This window comes from Pseudomonas sp. E6002 (assembly GCF_013385565.1).
Classification (GTDB): Bacteria; Pseudomonadota; Gammaproteobacteria; order Pseudomonadales; family Pseudomonadaceae; genus Aquipseudomonas.
Genome location: NZ_JACAPT010000009.1, coordinates 354,155 through 378,120, shown reverse-complemented (window position 1 = coordinate 378,120; position 23,966 = coordinate 354,155). Strand labels below are relative to the sequence as shown.

23 protein-coding genes and 1 other RNA gene are annotated in these 23,966 nt (G+C 62.3%); 13 read left to right on the top strand and 11 right to left on the bottom strand.

Translation table 11 applies throughout. From position 1 onward, the window contains the following. Positions 1-293 precede the first annotated feature (293 nt). Positions 294-2,687: a TonB-dependent siderophore receptor gene (locus tag HX815_RS08050; RefSeq protein WP_008438880.1), complete on the top strand. Its 2,394-nt coding sequence runs from the start codon at positions 294-296 to the stop codon at positions 2,685-2,687. A gap of 40 nt (positions 2,688-2,727) precedes the next feature. Beyond that, positions 2,728-3,381, top strand: coding sequence for a gamma-glutamylcyclotransferase (locus tag HX815_RS08045; RefSeq protein WP_003213974.1), 654 nt, complete (start codon positions 2,728-2,730; stop codon positions 3,379-3,381). Here HX815_RS08045 and glpT read toward each other — a convergent pair. The 3 genes from glpT to HX815_RS08030 form a co-directional block, all read right to left on the bottom strand. Next, positions 3,378-4,715: a glycerol-3-phosphate transporter gene (gene glpT / locus HX815_RS08040; RefSeq protein WP_003213972.1), complete on the bottom strand. Its 1,338-nt coding sequence runs from the start codon at positions 4,713-4,715 to the stop codon at positions 3,378-3,380. The two genes, HX815_RS08045 and glpT, sit on opposite strands and share 4 nt — an antisense overlap. Before the next feature lie 220 nt (positions 4,716-4,935). After that, the gene (locus HX815_RS08035; RefSeq protein WP_008438881.1) at positions 4,936-5,553 is read right to left on the bottom strand and encodes a flagellar basal body-associated protein FliL; all 618 of its coding nucleotides are present in this window, start codon (positions 5,551-5,553) and stop codon (positions 4,936-4,938) included. Between the two features lie 76 nt (positions 5,554-5,629). Further along, positions 5,630-6,607, bottom strand: coding sequence for an NADPH:quinone oxidoreductase family protein (locus HX815_RS08030; RefSeq protein WP_177028043.1), 978 nt, complete (start codon positions 6,605-6,607; stop codon positions 5,630-5,632). 149 nt (positions 6,608-6,756) lie between these two features. On the opposite strand from HX815_RS08030, the gene HX815_RS08025 reads away from it, so the two are divergent. After that, positions 6,757-7,164, top strand: a complete 408-nt coding sequence (locus tag HX815_RS08025; protein ID WP_003213967.1) for a flagellar basal body-associated protein FliL — start codon at positions 6,757-6,759, stop codon at positions 7,162-7,164. Between the two features lie 118 nt (positions 7,165-7,282). On the opposite strand, the gene HX815_RS08020 is transcribed toward HX815_RS08025, so the two are convergent. The 4 genes from HX815_RS08020 to HX815_RS08005 form a co-directional block, all read right to left on the bottom strand. Beyond that, positions 7,283-8,401 carry an ABC transporter permease gene (locus HX815_RS08020; RefSeq protein WP_177028042.1) on the bottom strand — a complete coding sequence of 373 codons (1,119 nt, stop codon included), beginning with the start codon at positions 8,399-8,401 and terminating at the stop codon, positions 7,283-7,285. A gap of 1 nt (position 8,402) precedes the next feature. Then, a complete protein-coding gene (rbbA, locus tag HX815_RS08015) occupies positions 8,403-11,123 on the bottom strand; it encodes a ribosome-associated ATPase/putative transporter RbbA (RefSeq protein WP_177028041.1) in 2,721 nt (906 codons plus the stop codon). Beyond that, on the bottom strand, positions 11,120-12,085 hold the full coding sequence (locus HX815_RS08010) for an HlyD family secretion protein (RefSeq protein ID WP_003213963.1): 966 nt from the start codon (positions 12,083-12,085) through the stop codon (positions 11,120-11,122). The genes rbbA and HX815_RS08010 overlap by 4 nt, the downstream gene beginning before the upstream one ends. 140 nt (positions 12,086-12,225) lie before the next feature. Then, positions 12,226-12,675 (bottom strand): EVE domain-containing protein, encoded by a 450-nt coding sequence (locus HX815_RS08005; protein ID WP_003213961.1) that lies wholly within the window; start codon positions 12,673-12,675, stop codon positions 12,226-12,228. A 196-nt stretch (positions 12,676-12,871) separates the two neighbouring features. Here HX815_RS08005 and HX815_RS08000 point away from each other — a divergent pair, with 196 nt between their 5' ends. Further along, complete coding sequence (locus HX815_RS08000) at positions 12,872-13,021, top strand: hypothetical protein (protein ID WP_003213959.1); 150 nt, start codon at positions 12,872-12,874, stop codon at positions 13,019-13,021. Between the two features lie 7 nt (positions 13,022-13,028). On the opposite strand, the gene HX815_RS07995 is transcribed toward HX815_RS08000, so the two are convergent. The 4 genes from HX815_RS07995 to HX815_RS07980 all read right to left on the bottom strand — a co-directional run bounded on the left by HX815_RS07995 (position 13,029) and on the right by HX815_RS07980 (position 14,447). Further along, positions 13,029-13,658, bottom strand: coding sequence for a 5-formyltetrahydrofolate cyclo-ligase (locus HX815_RS07995; protein WP_102604083.1), 630 nt, complete (start codon positions 13,656-13,658; stop codon positions 13,029-13,031). 56 nt (positions 13,659-13,714) lie between these two features. After that, a non-coding RNA gene (gene ssrS / locus HX815_RS07990) (6S RNA) lies at positions 13,715-13,893 on the bottom strand. Positions 13,894-13,923: 30 nt separating this feature from the next. Further along, positions 13,924-14,241: a cell division protein ZapA gene (locus HX815_RS07985; RefSeq protein ID WP_003213956.1), complete on the bottom strand. Its 318-nt coding sequence runs from the start codon at positions 14,239-14,241 to the stop codon at positions 13,924-13,926. Further along, positions 14,238-14,447: a TIGR02449 family protein gene (locus HX815_RS07980; RefSeq protein WP_003213954.1), complete on the bottom strand. Its 210-nt coding sequence runs from the start codon at positions 14,445-14,447 to the stop codon at positions 14,238-14,240. Before HX815_RS07980 ends, HX815_RS07985 begins: the two co-directional genes overlap by 4 nt. 139 nt (positions 14,448-14,586) lie before the next feature. Between HX815_RS07980 and HX815_RS07975 the strand changes: the two genes are divergently transcribed. The 9 genes from HX815_RS07975 to gcvH all read left to right on the top strand — a co-directional run bounded on the left by HX815_RS07975 (position 14,587) and on the right by gcvH (position 23,964). After that, entirely contained in the window at positions 14,587-15,144 is a 558-nt protein-coding gene (locus HX815_RS07975; protein WP_003213952.1) for a YecA family protein, read from the top strand. Between the two features lie 20 nt (positions 15,145-15,164). Continuing rightward, complete coding sequence (pepP, locus tag HX815_RS07970) at positions 15,165-16,487, top strand: Xaa-Pro aminopeptidase (RefSeq protein WP_177028040.1); 1,323 nt, start codon at positions 15,165-15,167, stop codon at positions 16,485-16,487. Next, positions 16,484-17,671, top strand: a complete 1,188-nt coding sequence (gene ubiH, locus HX815_RS07965; RefSeq protein WP_177020273.1) for a 2-octaprenyl-6-methoxyphenyl hydroxylase — start codon at positions 16,484-16,486, stop codon at positions 17,669-17,671. The genes pepP and ubiH overlap by 4 nt, the downstream gene beginning before the upstream one ends. Then, positions 17,664-18,149, top strand: a complete 486-nt coding sequence (locus tag HX815_RS07960; RefSeq protein ID WP_003213946.1) for a DUF4442 domain-containing protein — start codon at positions 17,664-17,666, stop codon at positions 18,147-18,149. Before ubiH ends, HX815_RS07960 begins: the two co-directional genes overlap by 8 nt. Positions 18,150-18,158: 9 nt before the next feature. After that, positions 18,159-19,376: a 2-octaprenyl-3-methyl-6-methoxy-1,4-benzoquinol hydroxylase gene (locus HX815_RS07955; protein ID WP_177028131.1), complete on the top strand. Its 1,218-nt coding sequence runs from the start codon at positions 18,159-18,161 to the stop codon at positions 19,374-19,376. A 95-nt stretch (positions 19,377-19,471) separates the two neighbouring features. Continuing rightward, positions 19,472-20,476 (top strand): extracellular solute-binding protein, encoded by a 1,005-nt coding sequence (locus tag HX815_RS07950; protein ID WP_177028039.1) that lies wholly within the window; start codon positions 19,472-19,474, stop codon positions 20,474-20,476. Between the two features lie 197 nt (positions 20,477-20,673). Then, positions 20,674-22,290 (top strand): iron ABC transporter permease, encoded by a 1,617-nt coding sequence (locus HX815_RS07945; RefSeq protein WP_177028038.1) that lies wholly within the window; start codon positions 20,674-20,676, stop codon positions 22,288-22,290. Between the two features lie 156 nt (positions 22,291-22,446). Further along, on the top strand, positions 22,447-23,529 hold the full coding sequence (gene gcvT, locus HX815_RS07940; protein WP_003213938.1) for a glycine cleavage system aminomethyltransferase GcvT: 1,083 nt from the start codon (positions 22,447-22,449) through the stop codon (positions 23,527-23,529). 51 nt (positions 23,530-23,580) lie between these two features. Further along, positions 23,581-23,964, top strand: coding sequence for a glycine cleavage system protein GcvH (gene gcvH / locus HX815_RS07935; protein WP_087693282.1), 384 nt, complete (start codon positions 23,581-23,583; stop codon positions 23,962-23,964). Positions 23,965-23,966 lie beyond the last annotated feature (2 nt).

Sequence of the window (23,966 nt, the reverse complement as noted above, 5' to 3'; positions counted from 1 at the left end):
GTGGGTCGTGACAGGCGCCTATTTTGAAGGCTCAGCGTGCCCCCAGGCTGAACCTGCGCTGAAACTACAGGGATTGAGGCAGCCAATCCTGATGAGCGGAGCGGCCTGGGCTTATGCATTCGCTTATTCTTTAAAGGTATTTAATTTGTTACATAAATATCATTAAGCTATATGCCAACGGACTACCGACTTTCTGCCAATAACCAATAAATGACCGCCACCGTCCGCCACACGGATCGATCGTACGAGCTCAGAGCATTGACGTTCTGGCTTTTGATTCCAAGGGGAGCGGTATGGGGAGCAACAAGCAGCACCTGCTGTACACGGCGATTTTGTCGGCTAATTTGCTGACCGCTGTGGGATTCAGTCCAGTGGCATCCGCCGAAACGGCCACTGCCGATGTACCCAAACTCGATACAGTCATTGTCACCGGCACCCGCGCCCAAGAGCGCACCGCCAGTGCCTCGTTGTCACCTATCGATGTGATTTCCGGCGACACCTTGCGCAGCACCGGCTCTGATGAGTTGGGCGCGGTGTTGGCCCGATTGATTCCTTCCATCAACTTTCCACGCCCGAGCCTGGTAGACGGTGCCGAACTGGTGCGCCCGGCGCAGCTGCGTGGCCTGTCACCTGACCAGGTGTTGGTGCTGGTCAACGGCAAGCGCCGCCACACCAGTGCCTTCGTCAATCTCGGCGGTGCGGTTGGGCGTGGCTCGGCGCCGGCGGATTTGAATGCGATCCCGTTGTCGGCGGTCGACCATATCGAGGTGCTGCGTGACGGCGCATCGGCCCGCTACGGCTCCGATGCGATTGCCGGGGTGATCAACGTGATCCTCAAGCATGACGACCACGGCGGCTCGATCACCAGCAAGTTTGGTGAGTACAAGAAGGGCGACGGTATCCAGCGCAACCTCAGCGGCAACACCGGTGTGGCACTGGGCGATAACGGGTTTATCAACATCTCTGCCGAAGGTGCCGACAACGATTACACCAACCGCGCCGGCAAGGACCTGCGTCCGGGCAGCGTTGGTTCGACGACCTACGGCCAGCGGGTGTTCCGCCAGGGCGAGCCGGCCACTGACCAGGGCAAGCTGTTTCTCAACTCGGAATATTCCTTCAGCGATGCGGCCGAGTTCTATGCGTTTGGCGGCTACAGCAAGACCCGCGGCGAGACGGCGGCGTTCTACCGGGCCAGTAACGCGAGCAACAACATTCCTGCGCTCAACCCCAATGGTTACCTGCCGTTGATTCGCGGTGACGTGGAAGACACGTCCCTGGCGGTCGGCCTGCGCGGCTTGTTGGCCTATGACTGGCACTACGATGTGTCGGTCAACTACGGCAAGAACCAGTACCAGATCGGTACCGAAACCATCAACACCTCGCTGGGCCTGGCCACGCCGCGCAAGTTCGACAACGGCACGTTGGTCAATGACCAGAAGCAACTCAGCCTGGACCTGTCGCGGGAATTCAGCCTGGGCTGGTTGCCGTATCCAGTGTCGGTGGCGTTTGGCGGCGAATACCTGGACCAGGGTTACCAGATCAAGGCGGGCGACCCGGCGTCCTACTACCAGACCGGCAGCTCGGGCCTGGGCGGCTTCCGTGATTCCGACGCCGGCACCAGCACGCGCCACAACTGGGCGCAGTACCTGGACCTGGAAACCAACTTCACCGAAAAACTCAGTGCCTCCGCCGCCGTGCGCCACGAGGACTACAGTGATTTTGGCTCCAACGTCAGCGGCTCGCTCTCCGCCCGTTACGACTTCACCCCGCAAGTGGCCTTGCGCGGCAGTGTTTCCAACGGTTTCCGTGCGCCGTCCCTGGCCCAGCAAAACTTCGCCTACACCTCGTCGCAACTGATCGGCAACACCATCCAGGAAGCCGGCACCTTCCCGGCCAACAGCCAGGTGGCGCGCCTGCTCGGCGCTGAAGACCTGAAAGCCGAGAAGTCCCGCAACTACAGTCTCGGCCTGGTGCTGGAGCCGACCGACAACCTGACCGTGACCGCCGATGTCTACCGTATCGACATCAGCGACCGCATCAGCCTGTCCTCCAACCTGGACCTGAGCAAGAACCCGGCTGCGCTCGCGTATCTGCAGGCAAATGGCGTCGGCAACATCAACTACACCACGGTGCGCTACTTCACCAACGCCACCGACACCACCACCAATGGCGTCGACCTGGTGGCCAACTATCGCTACCAACTGGACAACGGTGTGCGCTGGAACAGCACCGTGGGCTACAACTACAACCACACCAAGGTCACCGACGTAAAAGCCAACCCGTCCGTACTGGATAGCCTGGGCGCGAGCCTGGTTCGGGTGGACCGTCGCGAGCGCATCGGCCTGCTGGGCGATACCACGCCACAGCACAAGCTGAGCCTGGGCAACGACCTGAGTTTCGGCAACTGGGCGCTGCACAGTAATTTGGTGCGCTATGGTTCATTCACCAGCTACCAGGCCGACCCGACCAACGACCAGAGCTTCAAGGCCGCCTGGCTGTTGGATCTGTCAGCCGACTACAAGCTGAAAAACTGGACCTTCACCGTTGGCGGCGACAACGTCACCGACAAATACCCGGAAAAACTCAATGCCTACGCCAGCAGTGGTGGCAATTTGGCCTATAGCACTTTTTCGCCGTACGGTTACAGCGGCGCGTTCTATTACGGTAAAGTTGCTTACAACTGGTAACAGCTTCTCGTAACAACAAAGGAGACCTAAGCGATCTGCCATGACCGCCATTGAATCTGATCTTTTGCAATTGGCTTACCCTCCGCGGCTCGATCTGGGGCCGCAACTCACTCACGAACAGTTGATGAGCTCGATGCAAGCCACCATGGCGCTGCACAAGGGTGGGCCGGTCTGGCTATTCGCTTACGGTTCGCTGATCTGGCGGCCTGAATGTTCGTCGACACAGCGGATGCGGGCGCGGGTCCACGGTTATCACCGGGGCTTGTACCTGTGGTCTCATGAGCACCGGGGCACGCCGGAAATACCGGGGTTGGTGTTTGGCCTGGATCGCGGCGGCTCGTGCAGCGGGTTTGCCTACCGCTTGCCGGAAGATCAACTGGAGGCCTCGCTGTATGCCCTGTGGCAGCGCGAGATGCCGTATCCCTCGTACCGGCCGCACTGGCTCAGCTGTCGTCTGGAAGATGGCAGCCAGGTGCAGGCATTGGGATTTGTCCTGGAGCGGCACCTGCCCAGTTATGCTGGCAATTTGCCCGACATCGTGCTGAATCACGTGTTGCAAAGCGCTTGCGGGCGTTACGGCACTACGCGCGATTATGTCGAGCAGACCGTCAACGCCCTGCGTAGCCACGCCATGCCAGACAAGAATCTGGAGGCGCGGCTCAAGCGGTGTTCCAAAGGCTGTTCCGACGATTAACGTGCGGCACTGACGCTATTGGTGTGCCACAAGGTGGGGATCAGGAACGCGATGGCCAGCAGGCACGCGCCGATCAGCAGCACGAAACCACCGTCCCAACCGAAATGGTCAACGGTGTAGCCCATGGCCGCACTCGCTGCCACTGAACCACCCAGGTAACCGAACAGGCCCGTAAAGCCCGCTGCGGTACCGGCGGCTTTCTTCGGTGCCAGTTCCAGCGCCTGCAGGCCGATCAGCATCACCGGGCCGTAGATCAGGAAGCCGATGGAGAACAGCGCGATCATGTCGATCATCGGGTTGCCCGGCGGGTTGAGCCAGTAAACCAGGGTCGCCACGGTGACCAGGCCCATGAACACAATGCCGGTCAGGCCACGGTTGCCACGGAAGATCTTGTCCGACATCCAGCCGCACAGCAGCGTGCCCGGAATGCCCGCCCACTCGTAGAAGAAGTACGCCCACGAGGTTTTATCCACGTCGAAGTGCTTGGCTTCCTTGAGGTACGTCGGTGCCCAGTCCAGCACGCCGTAGCGCAGCAGGTAGACGAAGACGTTGGCGAAGGCGATGTACCAGAGCATTTTGTTGCGCAGCACGTACTTGACGAAGATTTCCTTGGCGCTGAATTCGTCCTCGTGGCTGGCGTCGTAGCCTTCCGGGTAATCGTTCTTGTATTGCTCGATGGGCGGCAGGCCTACCGATTGCGGGGTGTCGCGCATGGTGATGAAGGCAAATGCCGCCACCAGCAGGGCCACGGTAGCCGGGACGTAGAACGCCGCGTGCCAGTCGTTGAACCAGGCCATGCCCAGCAGGAACAGCGGGCCGATCAAGCCGCCGCCGACGTTATGCGCCACGTTCCATACGGAAACCACACCGCCACGTTCTTTCTGCGACCACCAGTGCACCATGGTCCGCCCACTTGGCGGCCAGCCCATGCCCTGGGCCCAACCGTTGATGAACAGCAGAATGAACATCATGGTCACGCTGGACGTAGCCCAAGGTGCGAAACCGAAAATGAACATCACCCCGGCGGACACCAACAGGCCGAAGGGCAGGAAGTAGCGCGGGTTGGAGCGGTCGGACACCAGGCCCATGAGGAACTTGGACAGGCCGTAGGCAATTGCTATCGCCGACATTGCCAGGCCCAGCTGGCCACGGGTGTAACCCTCGTCGATCAGGTACGGCATGGCCAGGGAGAAGTTCTTGCGCAGCAGGTAGTACCCGGCGTAACCGAAGAAAATACCGGCGAAGATCTGCCAGCGCAGGCGTCGGTACGTGCTGTCTATTTTTTCTTCAGGCAGGGGCGCCTGATGTGCGGCAGGACGGAAGAAAGCAAACATTCAAGAGCTCCAGATTTCTTGTTTTGACTGCGGATGCGAATGTTACAGTTTCGTTACCGAAAATAGCACCGCCTCTTATCTGCGGGCATAGGAATTGAGTGCAATTGCATGTTCTTTTACGAACATGTCGCTTAGAGGCAAGTGAGGGGCGTTTTCAGGAGGGGATGCCAAGAAGCTGTGGTGAGGGAGCAAGCTCCCTTACCACAGGCAGTGATTCGGTTCAGTTGCCGTTGGCGGCTGCGATATCACCTGGAAGCAGGTGTTCCTGGATCTTCTGGCTGCGGGATTCCACCAGTTGACCCTGGTCGTCGAAGCGCAACACGATCAGCCAGTCATACACATTTTCCGGCCATTTCTTCATGCCGGTCAGCGCCGCGCCGTCACCGCCGAAGGCCTCGATCAACTTGTCGATATGCCCGTGATGCCAGGCGATCAACACGGTCTGCGCCTGGTTGGACTTGCGCAGGGACTTCACCAGCTTGCCGACTTGATCGTCTGAGTAGGGTGTTTCAAGCGGGAGCTGCAGGCGCTGGGCCAGGGGTGTCAGGGTCAGGCGCGGGCGGGAGCTTTCCTTGCTGTCGCTGGTAGCGATCAGCCGCTGGGGCACCACGGAGATGCCGTTCAACAGCAGCGGGTCGAAATAGCTGGCGTAGGCCGCCGCCCGCTGTTCGCCCTTGGGGCTCAGCAACGGACCTTCATCGGGTTTTTCCGCATGGCGCACGATCAGCACCGTCACGTTGTTCAGCCCGCGTACATCCTTGCCCTCTTTATGGGCAAAGGCGTGAGCCGACACCATCATCAACAACCCCAGAAACAGCGCGCGCAGCGGTGTGACCATTATTCATTCCTGCCAGTGAGTGAGTGCCTCGGCCGATCATGGGCCCAGGCACTCCGCGGACAAAATGAAACAATAGTCAGCGTAGCTGCACCACGACCTTGCCCACAGCCTTGCGCTGGCCGAGGTCGTTGATCGCCTGCGCCGCCTGCTCCAGCGGGTACACCTGGGACACCAGCGGCTTCAACTTGCCCTCGGCGAACCAGCCGAACAGTTGCTGGAAGTTGGCGGCATTGTCCTGCGGCTGGCGCTGGGCGAACGACCCCCAGAACACCCCGACCACCGCCGCGCCCTTGAGCAGCGCCAGGTTCACCGGCAGCTCGGGAATGCGCCCGCTGGCAAAGCCCACCACCAGCAGCCGGCCATTCCAGGCGATGCCGCGAATGGCCTGGTCAAACAGGTCGCCGCCCACCGGGTCGTAGATCACATCCACGCCGTTGCCGCCGGTAAGGCGTTTGATCTCGTCCTTGAGGCTGGCTTCGCTGTAGTTGATCAACTCATCGGCACCGGCAGCCTTGACCACCGCCAGCTTGTCGGCGCTGCTGGCCGCGGCGATCACCCGGGCGCCCATGGCCTTGCCGATTTCCACCGCAGCCAGGCCGACGCCGCCGGAGGCACCGAGCACCAGCAGGGTTTCCCCGGGTTGCAGGTTGGCCCGTTGCTTCAGGGCGTGCATCGACGTGCCGTAGGTCATGCTGAAGGCGGCGGCGGTGTTGAAGTCCATGCTCGGCGGGATCGGCAGCACGTTGTAGCCCGGCACCGCGACCTGCTCGGCGAAGCTGCCCCAGCCGGTCAGGGCCATCACCCGGTCACCGACCTTCAGGTGGCTGACGTTCTCACCGACTTGGCTGATCACGCCTGCCGCTTCACCGCCCGGCGAAAACGGGAAGGGCGGCTTGAACTGGTACTTGCCCTCGATGATCAGGGTGTCCGGGAAATTGACCCCGGCCGCATGCACGTCCAACAGGATTTCGTTCTTCTTGATCGCCGGGCTTTCGACGTCTTCCAGCACCAGGTTTTCGGCGGGGCCGAAGGCTTTGCACAGCACAGCTTTCATCGGACTATTCCTTTTGGCGTGTTGGCCGATAAGTGTAGGTGGGCAGGGCGACGGGTCAACGAGCATGCCCCGGCCTGATAAGTCGCCATAAGCTTGTGCTCAGGGCTGCTAGCGTTATGCTACTGGGCAACCGAATTGAGGAATGAACTGTGAAAGCGTGGATCCTGTTGATGCTGGCCCTGACACTGCCGACGGCAGCCCTGGCCGAAGAAGCCAAAGAAGGCGAAGCGCCGAAGGTCAGCTATATCAGCCTGAGCCCGCCGTTTGTCGGTAACTACGGCCTGGATGGCACCGCGAAGCTGCGGGTGTTCAAGGCGGATATCGCCCTGCGGGTCACCGGTCCCGAGGCAGCCGCTGCCGTGAAAGCCAACGACGCGCTGATCCGCAACCAGTTGGTGGCGCTGTTTACCCAGCAGACCAACGACACCATGAGCAGCGTTGATGGGAAGGAAAAACTGCGCCAGGAAGCCCTGAAGCAGACCCAGCAAGTGATGAACGACGAAACCGGCAAGCCGCAGGTTGAGGATCTGTTGTTCAACAACCTGATCATCCAGTAAGCCGGTCGCTTCGCGCCCTTCGCGAGCAAGCCCGCTCCCACATTTAACCGCATTCTCATGTTAGAACTCGGTCAAGTGTGGGAGCGGGCTTGCTCGCGAAGAGGCCCTGACAGACACCTCAGGAAGCCAGGCTCTTCCTGAACCGCGCCAACGCCACCGCAAAGAACAGCAACCCAATCCCCGCCAGCGCCAGCAAGTCCGGCCACACCACATTCACACCCGCATCCCGGAACAGAATCGCTGCACTCAGGCTCACAAAGTGCGTCGACGGCGAGCCCTGCATCACCCATTGCAACCACTGCGGCATGCTGTCCAGCGGCGTGCTGCCGCCGGACAACAGCAGCATCGGGATAATCACCGGGATCGCCAGCAGGCCAAACTGCGGCGTCGAGCGGGCGAGGGTGGCGAGGAAGATGCCGAGGGCAGTACTGGCAAACAGGTACAGCGCCGTCACCAGCAAAAACAAAGTCAGCGACCCGGCCAGCGGCACGCCGAGCAAGCCTTTCACCACCACTTCCAGCGACAGCCAGGTGCACAGCACCACCACCAGCATGTTGCTCCAGGTTTTCGCCAGCATGATTTCCAGCGCCGTCAGTGGCAGCACCAGCAGATGGTCGAGGGTGCCGTGTTCGCGCTCACGCAGCAGCGCGGTGCCGGTCAGCACGATGGCGAGAATGGTGATGTTGTTGACGATCTGGATCACCGCCAGAAACCAGCCACCTTCCAGGTTCGTGTTGAACAGCGCCCGGGTGGTCAGCAGCGCCGGCGCCTTTTGGGCGGCATCGGCCTGGTTGCCATAGGTCAGCAATTCCCGCTGGAAAATCCGTCCGATATACCCGGCACCCATGAATGCCTGGCTCATGGCCGTGGCATCGACGTTGACCTGCACCCCCGGCTGGCGCCCGGCCAACAGGTCGGCCTGGAAATTCGCCGGCACGTTGATCACGAAGGTGTACTGGCCGCTGTCCATCACCTTGTCCAGTTGGTCGTACGGCAACGGCACCGCCGCCTGGAATTCCGGCGGTTGCAGCGCTTCGGCCAGTTGCCGGGAAAGCGCGCTGTGGTCTTCATCCACAAAGGCCACGCTGGCGTTGTGCACGCCGATCACCGAGCCGGCGGCGGGCATATAGATGGCGACGGTAAAGGCGTAGAACAGGAACAGCAGCAACACGCTGTCGTGGCGCAGGCTGGTCAGTTCCTTGATGCCGAGGCGCAGGATATGGGCGAACTTGTGCATCTCAGGCCTCCTGCTTCTTGAGCATGATCAGGCTAAGCCCGGTGAACCCCAGGAAAAACCCGAACAGCGCCAGGCACTGTGGCCATAGCTGACGCAGGTCCAGGGCCTTGGTAAAGGTGCCCACCGCAATGTCGAGGAAGTAGCCCGCCGGAAACAACATGCCCATCAACGCGGCGGCGCCTTCCAGGGACGAGCGCGGCACGATCAGCCCGGAGAACTGGATGGTCGGCAGGCTGGTGATGATCATGGTGCCGAGGATCGCTGCGATCTGGGTGCGGGTGAACGCGGAAATCAGCAGGCCCATGCTGGTGGTGGCCAGCACATACAGCAGGCCGCCGAAAGCCAGGGTCACGCCGCTGCCCTTGAACGGCACGCCGAACAGCCAGCGGTTCATCGCCACCAGCAGGCCCAGGTTGATCAGGCTCACGGCCAAGTACGGCGCCTGCTTGCCTAACAGGAATTCCAGGCGGGTCAGGGGGGGGGCGTAGAAGTTGGTGATGGAGCCCAGTTCCTTCTCGCGCACGATCCCCAGGGCCGTGAGCATTGCCGGGATGAAGGCGAGGATCAGCGCCATCACGCCGGGGCCGATAGCGTTCACGCTGACCACGTCCTGGTTGTAGCGAAAGCGGGTTTCCAGTTTGGCGGCGGCTTGCTGATTCAATGGTGTGCTGTTCAGTTCGGCCAGTTGTTGGAGGTTGGCCTGGTGCACGGCCTCGACATAATTGCGGCTGGTTTCCGCACGGAACGGCATGCCGCCATCGAGCCAGGCGGCCACGGCGGGTTGGCGGCCGGCGTAGAGATCGCGGCCGAACCCTGGCGGAATCTCCAGCGCCAGTTTGATTTCCGAGCTTTGCAGGCGTTTGTGCAGTTCGTTGGAGTCAGTGATCGGCGGCTGTTCGGCGAAATAGCGCGAACTGCGAAAGGCTTCCAAGTAGGCCCGGCTTTGCGGCGTCTGATCCTGGTCGTAGACGGCGAAGGCGAGCTTCTCCACGTCCAGGGAAATGCCGTAGCCGAAGATCACCATCATGAAAATCGCCCCCAACAGGGCGAAGGCCATGCGCACTTTGTCCCGCAGCAGTTCCTTGCCTTCGCGGCTGGCCACGGCCAACAGGCGGGCGACGCTGAACCCGCGTTTGCTGACGGGGGGGGCCATGGGTTCGCTGACGGTTTCGGTGGGCGCGGTGGTCGCTTCGGGCGCGCCTTGGGCCTGTTCGAGGCAGGTGACGAACGCCGCTTCCAGGGTTTCGCCGTGGAACTGCTGTTGCAGCGCGTCCGGCGTGTCGCAGGCCAGCACCTTGCCCGCGTGCATCAGCGAGATGCGGTCGCAGCGCTGGGCTTCGTTCATGAAGTGGGTGGACAGGAAGATCGTCACGCCCTGTTCCCGGGACAGTTCGATCAGCAACCGCCAGAAGTCATCCCGCGCGGCCGGGTCGACGCCCGAGGTCGGCTCATCGAGGATCAGCACTTCCGGGCGGTGCAGCACCGCCACCGCCAGGGACAAGCGCTGGCGCAGGCCCAGCGGCAACTCGCCGGACGGCTGCTCGGCAACGTCGCCCAGGTCAAAACGCTTGATCAACTCGTCGATGCGCTGGCCGCTCTCGGCCTTGGGCAGGTCGAACAACTGCGCATGCAGCACCAGGTTCTGGCGCACGCTGAGTTCGCCGTACAGCGAGAAGCTTTGCGACATGAAACCCACGCGCTTGCGGGTGGCCAGGTCCTTGGCGTTGACCGGGTTGCCCAGCAGCGTGGCGGTGCCCTCGGTGGCGGGCATCAACCCGGTGAGGACTTTCATGGTGGTGGTCTTGCCGCAGCCGTTGGAGCCGAGGAAACCAAAGATCTCGCCCCGGCCTATGGCGAAGCTGACCTTGTTGACTGCTGTGAAGTCGCCGAATCGCAGGGTCAGGTCGTGGGCTTCGATGGCGATGTCGGTGTTGTCGCTTTGCCGGGGCGGAATCACCAGCGGTTCATTGTTATGGGCACTGTCGCCCTGGAAATGGGTGAAGGCTTCGTCCAGTTTGCCGCTGGGCGTCGCGGCGGCCAGTTCGCTGCTCAGGCCGTCGGCGATCAGCTTGCCGCGGTCGAGCATCAGGCAATGCTCGAACTGCTCGGCTTCTTCCATGTAGGCGGTGGCCACCAGCAGTGTGAGCTGCGGGCGTTCGCTGCGTACGGTTTCCACCAGTTCCCAGAAGCGCCGACGGGACAATGGGTCGACCCCGGTGGTGGGTTCGTCGAGGATCAACAGGTCAGGGTCGTGGATCAGTGCACAGCACAGGCCGAGTTTCTGCTTCATGCCGCCGGAGAGCTTGCCGGCGGGGCGCTCGGCGAAACGCGCGAGGTCAGTGGCCAGCAGCAGGTTGTGCATGCGCTGTTCGCAATCGGCTTTCGACAGGCCGAACAGCGTGGCGAAGAACCGGATGTTTTCGCTGATGGACAGCTCGGGGTACAGGTTGCCGCCCAGGCCCTGGGGCATAAAGGCGATGCGCGGGTACAGGCTGTTGCGGTGGCGGCGGTCTTCGATGGAGCCGCCGAGTACTTGCAGTTCGCCTTGTTGAAGCTTTTTGACCCCGGCGATCAAGCCCAGCAGGCTCGACTTGCCGGCGCCGTCCGGGCCTATCAACCCGCAGCGTGTGCCGGCGGGCAGGCTGAAGGCGATGTCGATCAGCGCCTGTTGCTTGCCGTAGCGATGGTTGATCCCCGTGGCGTGCAGCGCCAGGCCGCTCATTGCAGGTTGGCCGGCCAGTCCAGGTCAGCGGTGCGCACATAGCCGGCGCCGGGCATGCCCGGTTTGGCTTGGGGCACGGCGCTTGGTTGGGTCAGGCGCAGCTTGACCCGGAACACCAGCTTCTGGCGTTCGTCGCGGGTTTCCACTTCCTTGGGGGTGAACTGCGACTTGGCGGCGACGAAGCTGATTTTCGCCGGCAGCGGTTGCTTCGGCAGGGCGTCGAGGACGATCCGCGCCTCACTGCCGACGGTCAGGGCGCCGGTTACCGAAGCGGGCAGATACAGGTTCATGTATTGGTCGTTGGGGTCGATCAGCAGCAACACGCGGCCACCCGCGCCGAGCACTTCGCCGGGTTCGGCCAGGCGTAGCTGGATGATGCCGTCGATAGGCGCCCGCAGGCTGCTGTCTTCGATTTCACTGGTGAGCTGGGCGACCTGGGCCTGGGCGGCGCCGATGGCGGCCTTTACCGAATTGACCTGGGCCTGGGCGGCGACCACGGCAGCGTTGCCGGTGTTTTGCCGGGCCTGCTGCTGGTCGATCAGCTGGCCGCTGGCGAAGCCGCGCTTGTACAGCTCCTGGGTGCGCTTGAGTTCCTGGCTGGCCAGCAGTTGTTCGCTCCGGCGCAGTTGCACATTGGCTTCGGCAGCAGCGAAATTCTCCCTGGCCCGCAGCACTTCGGCTTCGGCCTGGGCGCGCTGGGCTTCCAGGGTGCGGGTGTCCATGCGCGCCAGCAGTTGGCCCTTGAGCACCTTGTCGCCTTCGTCCACCCGCACTTCGGCGAGGCGCCCGGGGATCTTGGCGGCGATCTGCACTTCAGTCGATTCCAGCCGGCCATTGCCCATGCTCAAGCCTTCGGGCAGGCGGTCCTGGGTGGATTGCCAATAGCCGAAGCCGCCGGCGGCCAGCAGCAAGACAATCAATGGAATGGCGAAAAGATGGGAGGTACGGTGGTTCGTCGACATGGGTGCATCCTGCGGCGTTAGCGTCCTAGTTTGACCGATCCTGCCCGGAGGCCCTTGATGCGGGTCAAATGAAGCGCCAGCCTAACCCGGTTGGCGCGCAGATGCATGCGCCATGGGCGTGACCGCAGGGTTCTGCTGTTTCAGCGCAGGCCGAGTACGGCGGCCCATTGCTCGGCGGTGACCGGCATCACCGAAAGGCGGCTGCCTTTTTGCACCAGGGGCAACTCGGCGAGGGCAGTTTGCTGTTTCAGATAGCCTAGCCCCAGGACCTTCGCAAAGGTCTCGACGTGGGCAACATTGATCGCGCTCCACGGATTTTTTTCAGGGCTGGCCTTGGCGTCGAAATAATGACTGTCGGGCTCCAGCGCGGTCGGGTCCGGGTAGGCTGCCTCGACGATTTTACCGATGCCGGCAATCCCCGGTTCCGGGCAGCTGGAGTGGTAGAAGAAGAACTGGTCACCCACCGCCATCGCCCGCAGGAAGTTCCGCGCCTGGTAGTTGCGCACCCCGTCCCACCGGGCCTCGCCGAGCTTTTCCAGGCCCTTGATGGACAGTTCATCGGGCTCGGATTTCATCAGCCAATAGGCCATGTTTTCGCTCCTCAAAAGTCGATTGGGAAAGTTGTCCTGCAATTTTATGACAAACCGACAGTCGGTTGGCGTCAAGGTTTGCGTGTTGGTTCACGTTAACGCAGAATGCCGGGGTTTTGAGCTTGACGCAGCTGGCACGGACTACTAATGGAACGTTGCTGTCATCGTGTGCAAGATGCCTGAAGGGGGGCAATCGATGAAACGCAAACCGGATTTACTATGGATTTTGGTTATTTTGTTCGGCCTGGGCGTTGTGACCACCGGCTATGCGCAGAGCTTGTGGTCGAACAAGACTGACGCACCGATTGAACTCGCACAGCAACAGCCGCAACCGTTCAAACGCTGACCCGTCTTCAAGGCGCTGCTGATTCCAGTAGCGTCTCTGCTATATACCAATCCTTATCGGTGACTGTGCCCTCAAGCGGTACATCCCAGCTTGCCTGTGCCAATCGTTCGACCTTCTGGCATTCATGGGCCAGGCCCAACAGCGTCGGCTTGCGCCAGGATTTCCGGCGGGCCATGTAGGCCAGGCTGCGGTCATAAAACCCGCCGCCCATGCCCAACCGTCCGCCCACATCATCAAAACCAACCAGTGGCAGCAGCACCAGGTCCAGCGCCCAGACCTTGCGTTGCCGGCTGGCATTTACCTGGGGCTCGAGGATGCGAAAACGGTTGGGCCTCAGCTTTTCGCCGGGGCGCACTCGCTGGAATACCATCTTGGTTCGCGGCCATGCACTGAGCACCGGCAGGTACGTCGCCTTGCCCCGGCGCTGTGCAGCGCGCAGCAGCAGGCGCGGATCGATTTCACCGTCCGTCGGTAGATATAAGGATAGGTGTTTGGCCCGGCGAAACAGCGGGTGCTGTGCCAGTTGCCGATACAGGCCCAGGGCGGCCTGGCGTTGCTCGCTTGGCGTCAGGGCGCGGCGGGCTTTGCGCAGCATGCGTCGAAGTTGCGGGCGGGAAAGCGGCGCAGGTTCGGTCATGGTTTTCGGCTCATAAAACAATGCCAGTCCTGGGACTGGCATTGGATTTGGGAATCAGGCTCCCCGACAGAACCGCTGTCGACTTAGCCCTTGAACCCGAAAGTTCAAGGTGGAAGAAACAGTAGGCTTTAAGGCTTTCCGTCTAGCGGACATGCACACCAGCCCAACGTGTAACTTCCAGGGTAGTGCGAATCGGCTCAGGGACATCGCCGACTGGCAAGCACGCCAGGGAGTGGGGCGAGTATACCCGAAACCGACGCCGCAATCAGCCCTTGGGTGGCTCTGGATCGGTAGAAAGTACCAGATCGACCCGCTCCAGCAGGTCGCGCACCTGCTCGCGCGTCGAGCCGCTGGCCTGCACGTCAGGCCGTTCCTGCTTATGCAGCAGATCGTGGGTAATGTTCAGGGCGGCCATCACGGCGATGCGATCGGCGCCGATGACTTTGCCGCTGCTGCGGATTTCGCGCATCTTGCCGTCCAGGTAGCGGGCAGCGCTCACCAGGTTGCTGCGTTCTTCCTGGGGGCAGATGATCGAATATTCTTTGTCGAGAATCTGCACGGTGACGCTATTGCTTGAACTCATGAGTCTTGCTCCAGGGCCTTCAGGCGCGAAATCATCGATTCGACCTTACGCCGGGCGATTTCGTTTTTTTCAATGAGGTGAGCGCGTTCCTCGCGCCAGGTCTTTTCCTGAGCTAATAGGAGTCCGTTTTGGCTCTTAAGTTGCTCGACCCGGTTAATTAGCAGCTCGAGTCTGGCCATCAGCGCTTGCAGGTCGGTGTCTTCCATTGGGTTCCACTGGATTTTGTCTGATGAATGGCAACTGCTGGATAAACGATCTGACGCCCTCGATAGTCTTGGTACGTCTGCCGATGCTAGGATACATCGCTTCATTCTAGACATTGCGCCGTCTGGCGCCTAGCTCACCATGCCCATTCAGAACTCCCCGTACGATGCTTTTTCCAAACTGCTGAGTTCCAGCGGTCATCCTTGCTCGCCTGCCGAACTGCACGGCGTGCTGCTGGGCCGCAGCTGCACCGGTGTCGGCTTTGATGCCGACAACTGGCTGGCCGACGTCGCCGAGCTGCTGGAAACCGAGCCTACCGAAAACGTGCGCAATGCGCTCATCGGCCTGCAAGAGATGGTTAAAGGCGAGCTGACCGGTGATGACGTCACCGTCGTCTTGCTGCTGCCTACCGATGACGCGCCGCTCACCGAGCGCGCCGCCGCGTTGGGCCAATGGTGCCAAGGCTTCCTCCACGGTTTCGGCGTGAACGCCGGCGGCCTCGACCTGAGCACCGATGCCCAGGAAGTGCTGCAGGACCTGGCCGCCATCTCTCAGGTGCAAGACGCCCTGGAAGAGTCCGAAGACGGCGAAAGCGACTACATGGAAGTTATGGAATACCTGCGCGTCGCGCCGCTGCTGCTGTTCACCGAGACCCGTAAATCGGCTGAGCCCGCTGCACCCAAGCCGTCGCTGCACTAAGAAAGGAAGCCCATCTGCCCATGATCCATATCCCCAAAGCGGAATACACCCGGCGCCGCAAGGCGCTCATGGCGCAGATGGAACCCAACAGCATCGCCATCCTGCCGGCGGCCGCGGTAGCCATCCGCAACCGTGACGTCGAGCACGTCTACCGCCAGGACAGCGACTTCCAGTATCTGAGCGGCTTCCCCGAACCGGAAGCGGTGATTGTGCTGATGCCCGGCCGCCAGCACGGCGAGTACGTGCTGTTCTGCCGCGAACGCAACGCCGAGCGCGAACTGTGGGACGGCCTGCGGGCCGGCACCGAAGGCGCGATTCGCGAGTACGGCGCCGACGATGCGTTCCCGATTACCGATATCGACGACATCCTGCCCGGCCTGATCGAAGGCCGTGACCGGGTGTATTCGGCCATGGGCAGCAATGCCGAATTCGACCGGCACCTGATGGAGTGGATCAACGTGATCCGCTCTAAAGCGCACCTCGGCGCCCAGCCACCGAACGAATTTGTTGCCCTGGATCATCTGCTTCACGACATGCGCCTGTATAAATCGGCGGCAGAAGTGAAGGTGATGCGCGAGGCGGCGCGGATTTCCTGCGCGGCCCATGTACGGGCGATGCAGGCCAGCCGCGCCGGGTTGCATGAGTTCAGTCTGGAAGCGGAGCTCGACTACGAGTTTCGCAAGGGCGGGGCGAAGATGCCGGCCTATGGTTCCATCGTCGCCTCGGGGCGCAACAGCTGCATCCTGCACTACCAGCAGAATGACGCGCTGCTCAAGGACGGCGACCTGGTGCTGATCGACGCCGGCTGCGAGATCGACTGCTACGCCAGCGACATCACCCGCACCTGGCCGGTGAGCGGCAAGTTTTCCGCCGAGCAGAAGGCGATTTATGAAATCGTGCTGGCTTCCCAGGAAGCCGCCTTTGCCGAAATCGCCCCGAACAAGCATTGGAACCAGGCCCACGAGGCGACGGTGCAAGTGATCACTGCCGGGCTGGTGAGGCTGGGATTGTTGCAGGGTGATGTCGACGAACTGATCGCCAGTGAAGCCTATAAAGCCTTCTACATGCACCGCGCCGGCCACTGGCTGGGGATGGATGTGCACGATGTCGGCGAATACAAGGTCGGCGGCGAGTGGCGGGTGCTGGAAGTTGGCATGGCACTGACCGTGGAGCCGGGGATTTACATCTCGCCGGACAACCAGAGCGTGGCGAAGAAATGGCGTGGCATTGGCGTACGCATCGAGGACGACGTGGTGGTGACCAAGCAAGGCTGTGAAATTCTGACCGGTGGCGTGCCCAAGTCCGTCGCCGAGATCGAAGCATTGATGGCGAGCGCCCGATGAGCCGGGTCAACCTGGCGATTATCGGCGGCGGCCTGGTGGGTGCCAGCCTCGCATTGGCCTTGCAGGCCGGGGCCAAGGCCCGGGGCTGGAAGATCGTGCTGATCGAGCCGTTTGCCCCCGGCGACAGCTACCAGCCGAGCTATGACGCGCGTTCTTCAGCGCTGTCCTTTGGCGCGCGGCAGATCTATCAACGGTTGGGCGTGTGGCAGGAAATCTCTCGCCGCGCCGAGCCGATCAAACAGATTCATGTGTCGGACCGTGGCCGCTTCTCTACCGCGCGCCTGTCGGCCATGGAAGAGGGTGTGCCGGCGCTTGGCTACGTGGTGGAAAACGCCTGGCTGGGCCAATGCCTGTGGCAAGGGCTGGACAAGGACGTGGTCAGTTGGCGTTGCCCGGCGGAAGTTACGCGCATGGAGCCGCTTGCCGATGGTTACCGCCTGACCCTCAATGACGAAACCGTGCTGGAGTGCGACCTCGCGGTGCTGGCCGATGGCGGTCGCTCAGGTTTGCGCGAGCAACTGGGCATCGGCGTTAAAAAGCGGCCGTACAACCAGAGCGCGCTGATCGCCAACATCACCCCAAGCGAGGCCCACAACGGCGAGGCGTTCGAGCGGTTCACCGACGAAGGCCCGATGGCCTTGCTGCCGTTGCCGGACAACCGCTGCGCGCTGGTCTGGACCCGCGTCGGCATGGACGCCAAGCGCCTGGCCGAGCTGGACGAACGCAGCTTCCTGAGTGAACTGCAGGGCGTGTTCGGCTACCGCCTGGGCACCCTCAAGCAAGTCGGTGCGCGCCACCTGTACCCGCTGACGCTCGTGGAAGCGGAAGAACAAGTGCGCTCTCATCTGGCCGTACTTGGCAATGCCGCCCACAGCCTGCACCCGATTGCCGGTCAGGGCTTCAACCTGTCCCTGCGGGATGCCTACGCGTTGGCCGAGGCGCTGCTGGCCGGGCCGGCGATTCCGGGCGACCTGGCGACACTGCAGGCGTACCGCGAGCGTCAGCGCATGGACCAGAAACTCACCGTCGGCTTCTCCGATCAGGTCACCCGCCTGTTTGGCAGTGCGCAACCGTTGGTCGCGCTGGGCCGCAACATGGGCTTGCTGGGCCTCGACTTGCTGCCGCCGGCCAAGCGCTGGTTCGCGCGCCAGGCCATGGGCCTGGGTACCCGTCCCGATGCGTGAGTGGCTGACCCGACGCCTGGGCAAGGCGCGGCTGTTGCGCTGGATCATGACCCTGTACCCGCCGTACCTCGGGGCCGGAGTTCGGGTGTTGCACATCGGCAGCGATTTCCGCGAGGTCAAGGTGCGCATGGGCCTGGGCTGGTACAACCGCAACTACGTCGGCACGCAGTTTGGCGGCAGCCTGTATTCGATGGTCGACCCGTTCTACATGCTGATGCTGATGGAGAACCTGGGCCGCGACTACATTGTCTGGGACAAGGCTGCCGCTATCGACTTTATCTCGCCGGGCAAAGGCCCGGTGTTCGCCGAATTTTCCATCGACCAAGCGTTGCTGGACGAGATTCGCCAGCACACCGCCAGCGGCGACAAGTATTTACCGCAGCTCAAGGTACAGATTCATGACGGCTCCGGCACCCTGGTGGCGCGGGTCGACAAAACCCTTTACGTGCGGCGCAAGCTGCAATCGAGACAGGCTTAAAGCATGGACATGCGCGCAGATGTGCTGATTGTCGGGGCCGGAATGGTCGGAAGCGCCCTGGCGCTGGCGTTGCAGGGCAGTGGCCTGCAGGTGCTGCTGCTCGACGGCAGCCCGCTGAGTGTCAAGCCGTTCGACCCTCATGCTGCGTTCGAACCGCGGGTGAGCGCCTTGTCGGCCGCCAGCCAGCGCATCCTCGAGCGCCTTGGCGTGTGGGACGGGATTGTCGAGCGACGTGCCAGCCCGTACGGCGAGATGCAGGTGTGGGACGGCAGCGGCACCGGGCAGATCCACTTCTCGGCGGCCAGCGTGCATGCCGAGGTGCTGGGGCATATCGTCGAAAACCGTGTGGTCCAGGACGCCTTGCTCGACCGCCTGCACGACTGCGACCTCGGCCTGCTGGCCAATGCGCGCCTGGAACAGATGCGCCGCTCCGGCGATGACTGGCTGCTGACCCTGGCCGATGGCCGCACCTTGCGCGCGCCACTGGTGGTCGCGGCGGACGGTGCCAACTCGGCAGTACGTCGCCTGACCGGCACCGCTACCCGTGAGTGGGATTATTTGCACAACGCCATCGTCACCAGTGTGCGCAGCAGCCAGGTGCATCAAAAGACGGCCTGGCAGCGTTTTACCGACAATGGCCCGCTGGCGTTCCTGCCGCTGGTGCGGGACGGGCAGGAAGACTGGTGTTCGATCGTCTGGTCGACCACCCCGAGTGAGTCCGAGCGCTTGATGGCGCTGGACGATGAAAGCTTCTGCCGTGAACTGGAAAATGCCTTCGAAGGCCGCCTGGGCAGCGTGATAAGCGCCGATCCACGGCTGTGCGTGCCGTTGCGTCAGCGCCACGCCAAACGTTACGTGGCCGAAGGCCTGGCATTGATTGGCGACGCGGCCCACGTCATTCATCCGCTGGCGGGGCAGGGCGTGAACCTGGGCTTCCTCGATGCGGCGGTGCTCGCCGAGGTGCTGCTGGCGGCCAACGAGCGCGGCGAGCGCCTGGCGGATGTGAAGGTGCTCAGCCGTTACGAGCGTCGGCGCATGCCCCACAACCTGGCGCTGATGGCGGCGATGGAAGGCTTTGAGCGGTTGTTCCAGGCCGATCAACTGCCGTTGCGCTGGCTGCGTAATGCAGGGCTGAAGGTGGTTGAGCAGATGCCGGAGGCCAAGGCGTTGTTTGTGCGTCAGGCATTGGGTTTGACCGGGGATTTGCCGGAGCTGGGCAAGGCCTGAGTACGCTGTGCAACATCTGGTAACGGCTCCGTTGAGCGTTACCAAATGTGAGTCCTTATCATTTGCGCTCTTTTTGCAAATGAGAGACCGCACCCATGCTGGCACCCAAGCGCCTCCTGACTGCCCTGACACTCACTCTTATCGGCAGCACCACCGTGCAGGCGGCCGATGAGGTCGTGGTCTACTCCTCGCGCATCGACGAACTGATCAAGCCGGTGTTCGACGCCTACACCAAGAAGACCGGCGTGCAGGTGAAGTTCATCACCGACAAGGAAGCGCCGCTGATGCAGCGCATCAAGGCCGAAGGTGAAAACGCCACCGCCGACCTGCTGCTCACCGTCGACGCCGGCAACCTCTGGCAGGCCGAGCAGATGGGCATCCTGCAGCCGTTCACCTCTGCGGTGATCGACAAGAATATTCCCCTTCAATACCGTTCTTCGGCCCATGCCTGGACTGGCCTGAGCCTGCGAGCGCGGACCATCGCCTACTCCACCGATCGCGTGAAACCGGGAGACCTGACCACCTACGAAGCCCTGGCCGACAAACAGTGGGAAGGCCGCCTGTGCCTGCGCACCGCGAAGAAGGTCTACAACCAGTCGCTGACCGCCACCCTGATCGAAACCCACGGCGCGGCCAAGACCGAAGAAATCGTCAAGGGCTGGGTCAACAACCTGTCCACCGACGTGTTCTCCGATGACATTGCCGTGCTGGAAGCGATCAACGCCGGGCAGTGTGACGTGGGCATCGTGAACACCTACTACTACGGCCGCCTGCACAAGCAGAAGCCGGACCTGGCGGTGAAGTTGTTCTGGCCGAACCAGGGCGACCGCGGGGTGCACGTCAACCTGTCGGGCATCGGCCTGACCAAGCACGCACCGCACCCGGAAGCAGCCAAGGCGCTGGTGGAGTGGATGACCACGCCGGAAGCGCAGAAGATCTTTGCGGATGTGAACCAGGAATTCCCGGCCAACCCGGCGGTGCCGCCGTCGGCGGAGGTGGCGACCTGGGGCAAGTTTGTGGCTGACACATTGCCGGTGGAAGTGGCGGGCAAGCGTCAGGCTGAGGCGATTCGCTTGATGGATCGCGCTGGCTGGAACTAGATACAATTTGCAAGGCGCCGCCGATCTAAATGTGGGGGCGGGCTTGTGTGGGAGCGGGCTTGCTCGCGAAGAGGGTGTATCAGTCACATATGCGTTGACTGACACGCCGCTTTCGCGAGCAAGCCCGCTCCCACACAAGCCCGCTCCCACATTGGTTAGCGCTGGCTTCAAGCTATTCATTCTCTGAGAATTAACCTTTGGCCCATCCCGCCCAACGCCGCTGGTACCTGCCGGTCTTCACCGTCGCCGCCCTGGTGCTGCTGCCGTTGAGCGTGCTGTTGCTGTCGTGGCAGACCATCGACCACCAGATCTGGTCCCACCTGTGGGAAACCCAGATGCCACGTCTGCTGGGGAACACCTTGACTCTGGTGCTGGGCGTCGGTGTGGGCGTTACGCTGCTGGGCGTCAGCCTGGCCTGGCTGACCAGCCTCTGCGAGTTTCCCGGCCGGCGCTGGCTGGACTGGGCGTTGATGCTGCCCTTCGCGATTCCCGCCTATGTGCTCGCCTTCGTCTTCGTCGGCCTGCTGGACTTCGCCGGCCCGGTGCAAACCCTGCTGCGCGAATGGTTTGGTACAGGCTTGCGCCTGCCGCGTGTGCGCTCGACCAGCGGTGTGATCATCGTGCTGGTGCTGGTGTTCTACCCCTATGTTTATCTGCTGGCACGCACCGCGTTCCTCGCCCAGGGCAAAGGCCTGATGGAAGCGGCGCGTGTCTTGGGGCAGTCGCCGTGGCAAGCGTTCTGGCGGGTGGCCCTGCCCATGGCGCGTCCCGCCATCGGTGCGGGCGTGGCCCTCGCGCTGATGGAAACCCTGGCGGATTTCGGTGCCGTCTCGGTGTTCAACTTCGACACCTTTACCACCGCCATCTACAAGACCTGGTACGGCTTTTTCAGCCTCTCCAGTGCCGCGCAACTGGCCAGCCTGTTGCTGTTGCTGGTGATGCTGGTGCTGTACGGCGAACGCCGTGCCCGGGGCGCCAGCCGGCCGAGCAACGAGCGACCTCGCGGCAAGGCGCTTTACCATCTGCGCGGGTTCAAGGCGGCGTTGGCCAGCGGTTGGTGCGGATTGGTGTTCGCCTGCGCGTTCGTGATCCCGATGCTGCAACTGGTGGCCTGGTTCTGGCAGCGTGGCCGTTTCGACCTGGACGAGCGCTACGCCGGTTTGATCGTCCATACCCTGTACCTGGGCGGTATGGCTGCCCTGATCACCGTCAGCGTGGCCCTGGTGCTGGCGTTCGCCCATCGCCTGGCGCCCACCCGGGCCATCCGCTCCGGCATCAGCCTGGCCAACGTAGGCTACGCGCTGCCCGGCTCGGTACTGGCGGTGTCGATCATGTTGGCGTTCAGCTACCTGGATCGTGAACTGGTGATCCCGGTCTCCGGCTGGCTGGGGGGCGCCGGCAAACCGCTGTTACTGGGCAGTTTGTCGGCCTTGCTGCTGGCGTATCTGGTGCGCTTCATTGCGGTGGCCTACGGGCCGCTGGAAAACAGCCTGGCGCGAATCCGTCCGTCCTTGCCGGAAGCCGCCCGCAGTCTTGGGGTCAGCGGGCCGCGACTGTTTTGCAAAGTGTATCTGCCACTTTTGCTGCCGGGCACCCTGAGCGCGGCGCTGCTGGTGTTTGTCGATGTGCTCAAGGAAATGCCGGCGACCCTGCTGATGCGCCCGTTCGGCTGGGACACGCTGGCGGTGCGGATTTTCGAGATGACCAGCGAAGGGGAGTGGGCGCGGGCTTCGCTGCCGGCCCTGACCCTGGTATTGGTGGGGCTGTTACCGGTCATCGGGTTGATCCGACGTTCGGCGCGACGAATCGGTTAGGTGCCAGTCCTACGGCTTGAGGCTACAATGCGCGGCATTCGGTGCGGTCGATCTTTCAGATCGGGTTGCTGAACGCGGCTACAGGCCTTGTATTTCAAGGCGTGCGGCCCGAACGGCGACCGTCCGCACCTTCGCCACGCCCGGAAGGAGAAACCCATGGGACAGCGCACGCCTCTGTATGACCTGCATCTCGCCCTTGGCGCGAAAATGGTCGATTTTGGCGGTTGGGATATGCCTTTGCACTACGGCTCGCAGGTTGAGGAGCACCATCAGGTGCGACGCGACTGCGGGGTGTTCGATGTATCCCATATGACCGTGATCGATATCACAGGCCCCCAGGCCAAGGAATGGCTCCAGCATTTGCTGGCCAATGATGTTGACCGATTGCACGGCTGCGGCCGCGCGTTATACAGCGCCATGCTCAACGAGCAGGGCGGCGTGGTGGACGACATGATCGTCTACCGTACCGAGGGCGGTTACCGGCTGGTGGTCAACGCTGCCACCCGTGACCAGGACATGGCCTGGATGCAGGCTCGGCTCGGCAGCTATCAGGCCCAGCTCCGCGAGCGGCCCGAATTGGCCATGCTCGCCATTCAAGGCCCCCATGCCCGGCAAAAGATCGCTGAACTGGTGACCCAGTCCCGCGCCACCCTGATCCATCAGCTCAAGCCCTTTGAAGGCCTGGCTGACGGCGACTGGTTTATCGCGCGCACCGGTTACACCGGCGAAGACGGTCTTGAAATTGTCCTGCCGGCCGATCAGGCCCCGGCGTTCTTCAACGACCTGGTAGGCGCAGGCATTTCGCCCATCGGCCTCGGCGCCCGCGACACGCTGCGCCTCGAGGCCGGCATGAACCTTTACGGTCAGGATATTCACCAGGACGTCTCGCCCCTGGCAGCCAACATGGCCTGGAGCATCGCCTGGGAGCCGGCCGAGCGGGATTTCATCGGCCGCGCCGCCCTGGAAGCCGAAAAGGCTGCGGGTGTGAAGTCCAAGCTGGTCGGCCTGGTGCTGGAAGAGCGCGGGGTTTTACGCGCTCACCAGGTGGTTCGTATCGCCAATGTTGGCGAAGGAGAGATCACCAGTGGTAGTTTCTCTCCTACGCTAAGCAAATCCATTGCCCTGGCGCGTGTGCCGTCGGCGACTGCTGACCGGGCCGAGGTGGAAATCCGCGGCAAGTGGTACCCGGTTCGGGTGGTCAAACCGACGTTCGTGCGCCATGGCAAAACATTGATCTAACTTTTCCGGCGGGCCAATGGCCGCTGACATTTTTCCTTGAGGACACAGACTATGAGCGATATCCCTGCCGACCTGCGTTTTGCCGAAAGTCACGAATGGGCCCGTCTGGAAGCTGACGGCACCGTGACCGTCGGGATCTCGGACCATGCCCAGGAAGCATTGGGGGATGTAGTGTTCGTTGAGTTGACCGAAGTCGGCAACGTGTTCAAGGCGGCTGACCAGGCCGGCGTGGTTGAATCGGTGAAGGCCGCTTCGGATATCTACTCGCCAATTGCTGGCGAAGTGATCGCGGTGAACGACGCCTTGAGCGGTGAGCCAGAGCTGTTGAACTCCGACCCTTACGGCGCCTGGATCTTCAAGCTCAAGCCAAGCAACCCGGATGAACTGAAAAAATTGCTGGACGCTGCCGGCTACAAGGCTGCCATCGGCGAGTGATC

Coding starts and splice junctions, on each gene's coding strand:
- HX815_RS08010 (WP_003213963.1), bottom strand. CDS start 12,085: ATGTCGACGAACCACCGTACCTCCCATCTTTTCGCCATTCCATTGATT.
- HX815_RS07985 (WP_003213956.1), bottom strand. CDS start 14,241: ATGAGTTCAAGCAATAGCGTCACCGTGCAGATTCTCGACAAAGAATAT.
- HX815_RS07975 (WP_003213952.1), top strand. CDS start 14,587: ATGCCCATTCAGAACTCCCCGTACGATGCTTTTTCCAAACTGCTGAGT.
- HX815_RS07980 (WP_003213954.1), bottom strand. CDS start 14,447: ATGGAAGACACCGACCTGCAAGCGCTGATGGCCAGACTCGAGCTGCTA.
- HX815_RS08045 (WP_003213974.1), top strand. CDS start 2,728: ATGACCGCCATTGAATCTGATCTTTTGCAATTGGCTTACCCTCCGCGG.
- HX815_RS07960 (WP_003213946.1), top strand. CDS start 17,664: ATGCGTGAGTGGCTGACCCGACGCCTGGGCAAGGCGCGGCTGTTGCGC.
- ubiH (WP_177020273.1), top strand. CDS start 16,484: ATGAGCCGGGTCAACCTGGCGATTATCGGCGGCGGCCTGGTGGGTGCC.
- pepP (WP_177028040.1), top strand. CDS start 15,165: ATGATCCATATCCCCAAAGCGGAATACACCCGGCGCCGCAAGGCGCTC.
- HX815_RS08020 (WP_177028042.1), bottom strand. CDS start 8,401: ATGCACAAGTTCGCCCATATCCTGCGCCTCGGCATCAAGGAACTGACC.
- HX815_RS07955 (WP_177028131.1), top strand. CDS start 18,159: ATGCGCGCAGATGTGCTGATTGTCGGGGCCGGAATGGTCGGAAGCGCC.
- HX815_RS08005 (WP_003213961.1), bottom strand. CDS start 12,675: ATGGCCTATTGGCTGATGAAATCCGAGCCCGATGAACTGTCCATCAAG.
- gcvT (WP_003213938.1), top strand. CDS start 22,447: ATGGGACAGCGCACGCCTCTGTATGACCTGCATCTCGCCCTTGGCGCG.
- gcvH (WP_087693282.1), top strand. CDS start 23,581: ATGAGCGATATCCCTGCCGACCTGCGTTTTGCCGAAAGTCACGAATGG.
- glpT (WP_003213972.1), bottom strand. CDS start 4,715: ATGTTTGCTTTCTTCCGTCCTGCCGCACATCAGGCGCCCCTGCCTGAA.
- HX815_RS08035 (WP_008438881.1), bottom strand. CDS start 5,553: ATGGTCACACCGCTGCGCGCGCTGTTTCTGGGGTTGTTGATGATGGTG.
- rbbA (WP_177028041.1), bottom strand. CDS start 11,123: ATGAGCGGCCTGGCGCTGCACGCCACGGGGATCAACCATCGCTACGGC.
- HX815_RS08030 (WP_177028043.1), bottom strand. CDS start 6,607: ATGAAAGCTGTGCTGTGCAAAGCCTTCGGCCCCGCCGAAAACCTGGTG.
- HX815_RS08050 (WP_008438880.1), top strand. CDS start 294: ATGGGGAGCAACAAGCAGCACCTGCTGTACACGGCGATTTTGTCGGCT.
- HX815_RS07995 (WP_102604083.1), bottom strand. CDS start 13,658: ATGACCGAACCTGCGCCGCTTTCCCGCCCGCAACTTCGACGCATGCTG.
- HX815_RS07950 (WP_177028039.1), top strand. CDS start 19,472: ATGCTGGCACCCAAGCGCCTCCTGACTGCCCTGACACTCACTCTTATC.
- HX815_RS08000 (WP_003213959.1), top strand. CDS start 12,872: ATGAAACGCAAACCGGATTTACTATGGATTTTGGTTATTTTGTTCGGC.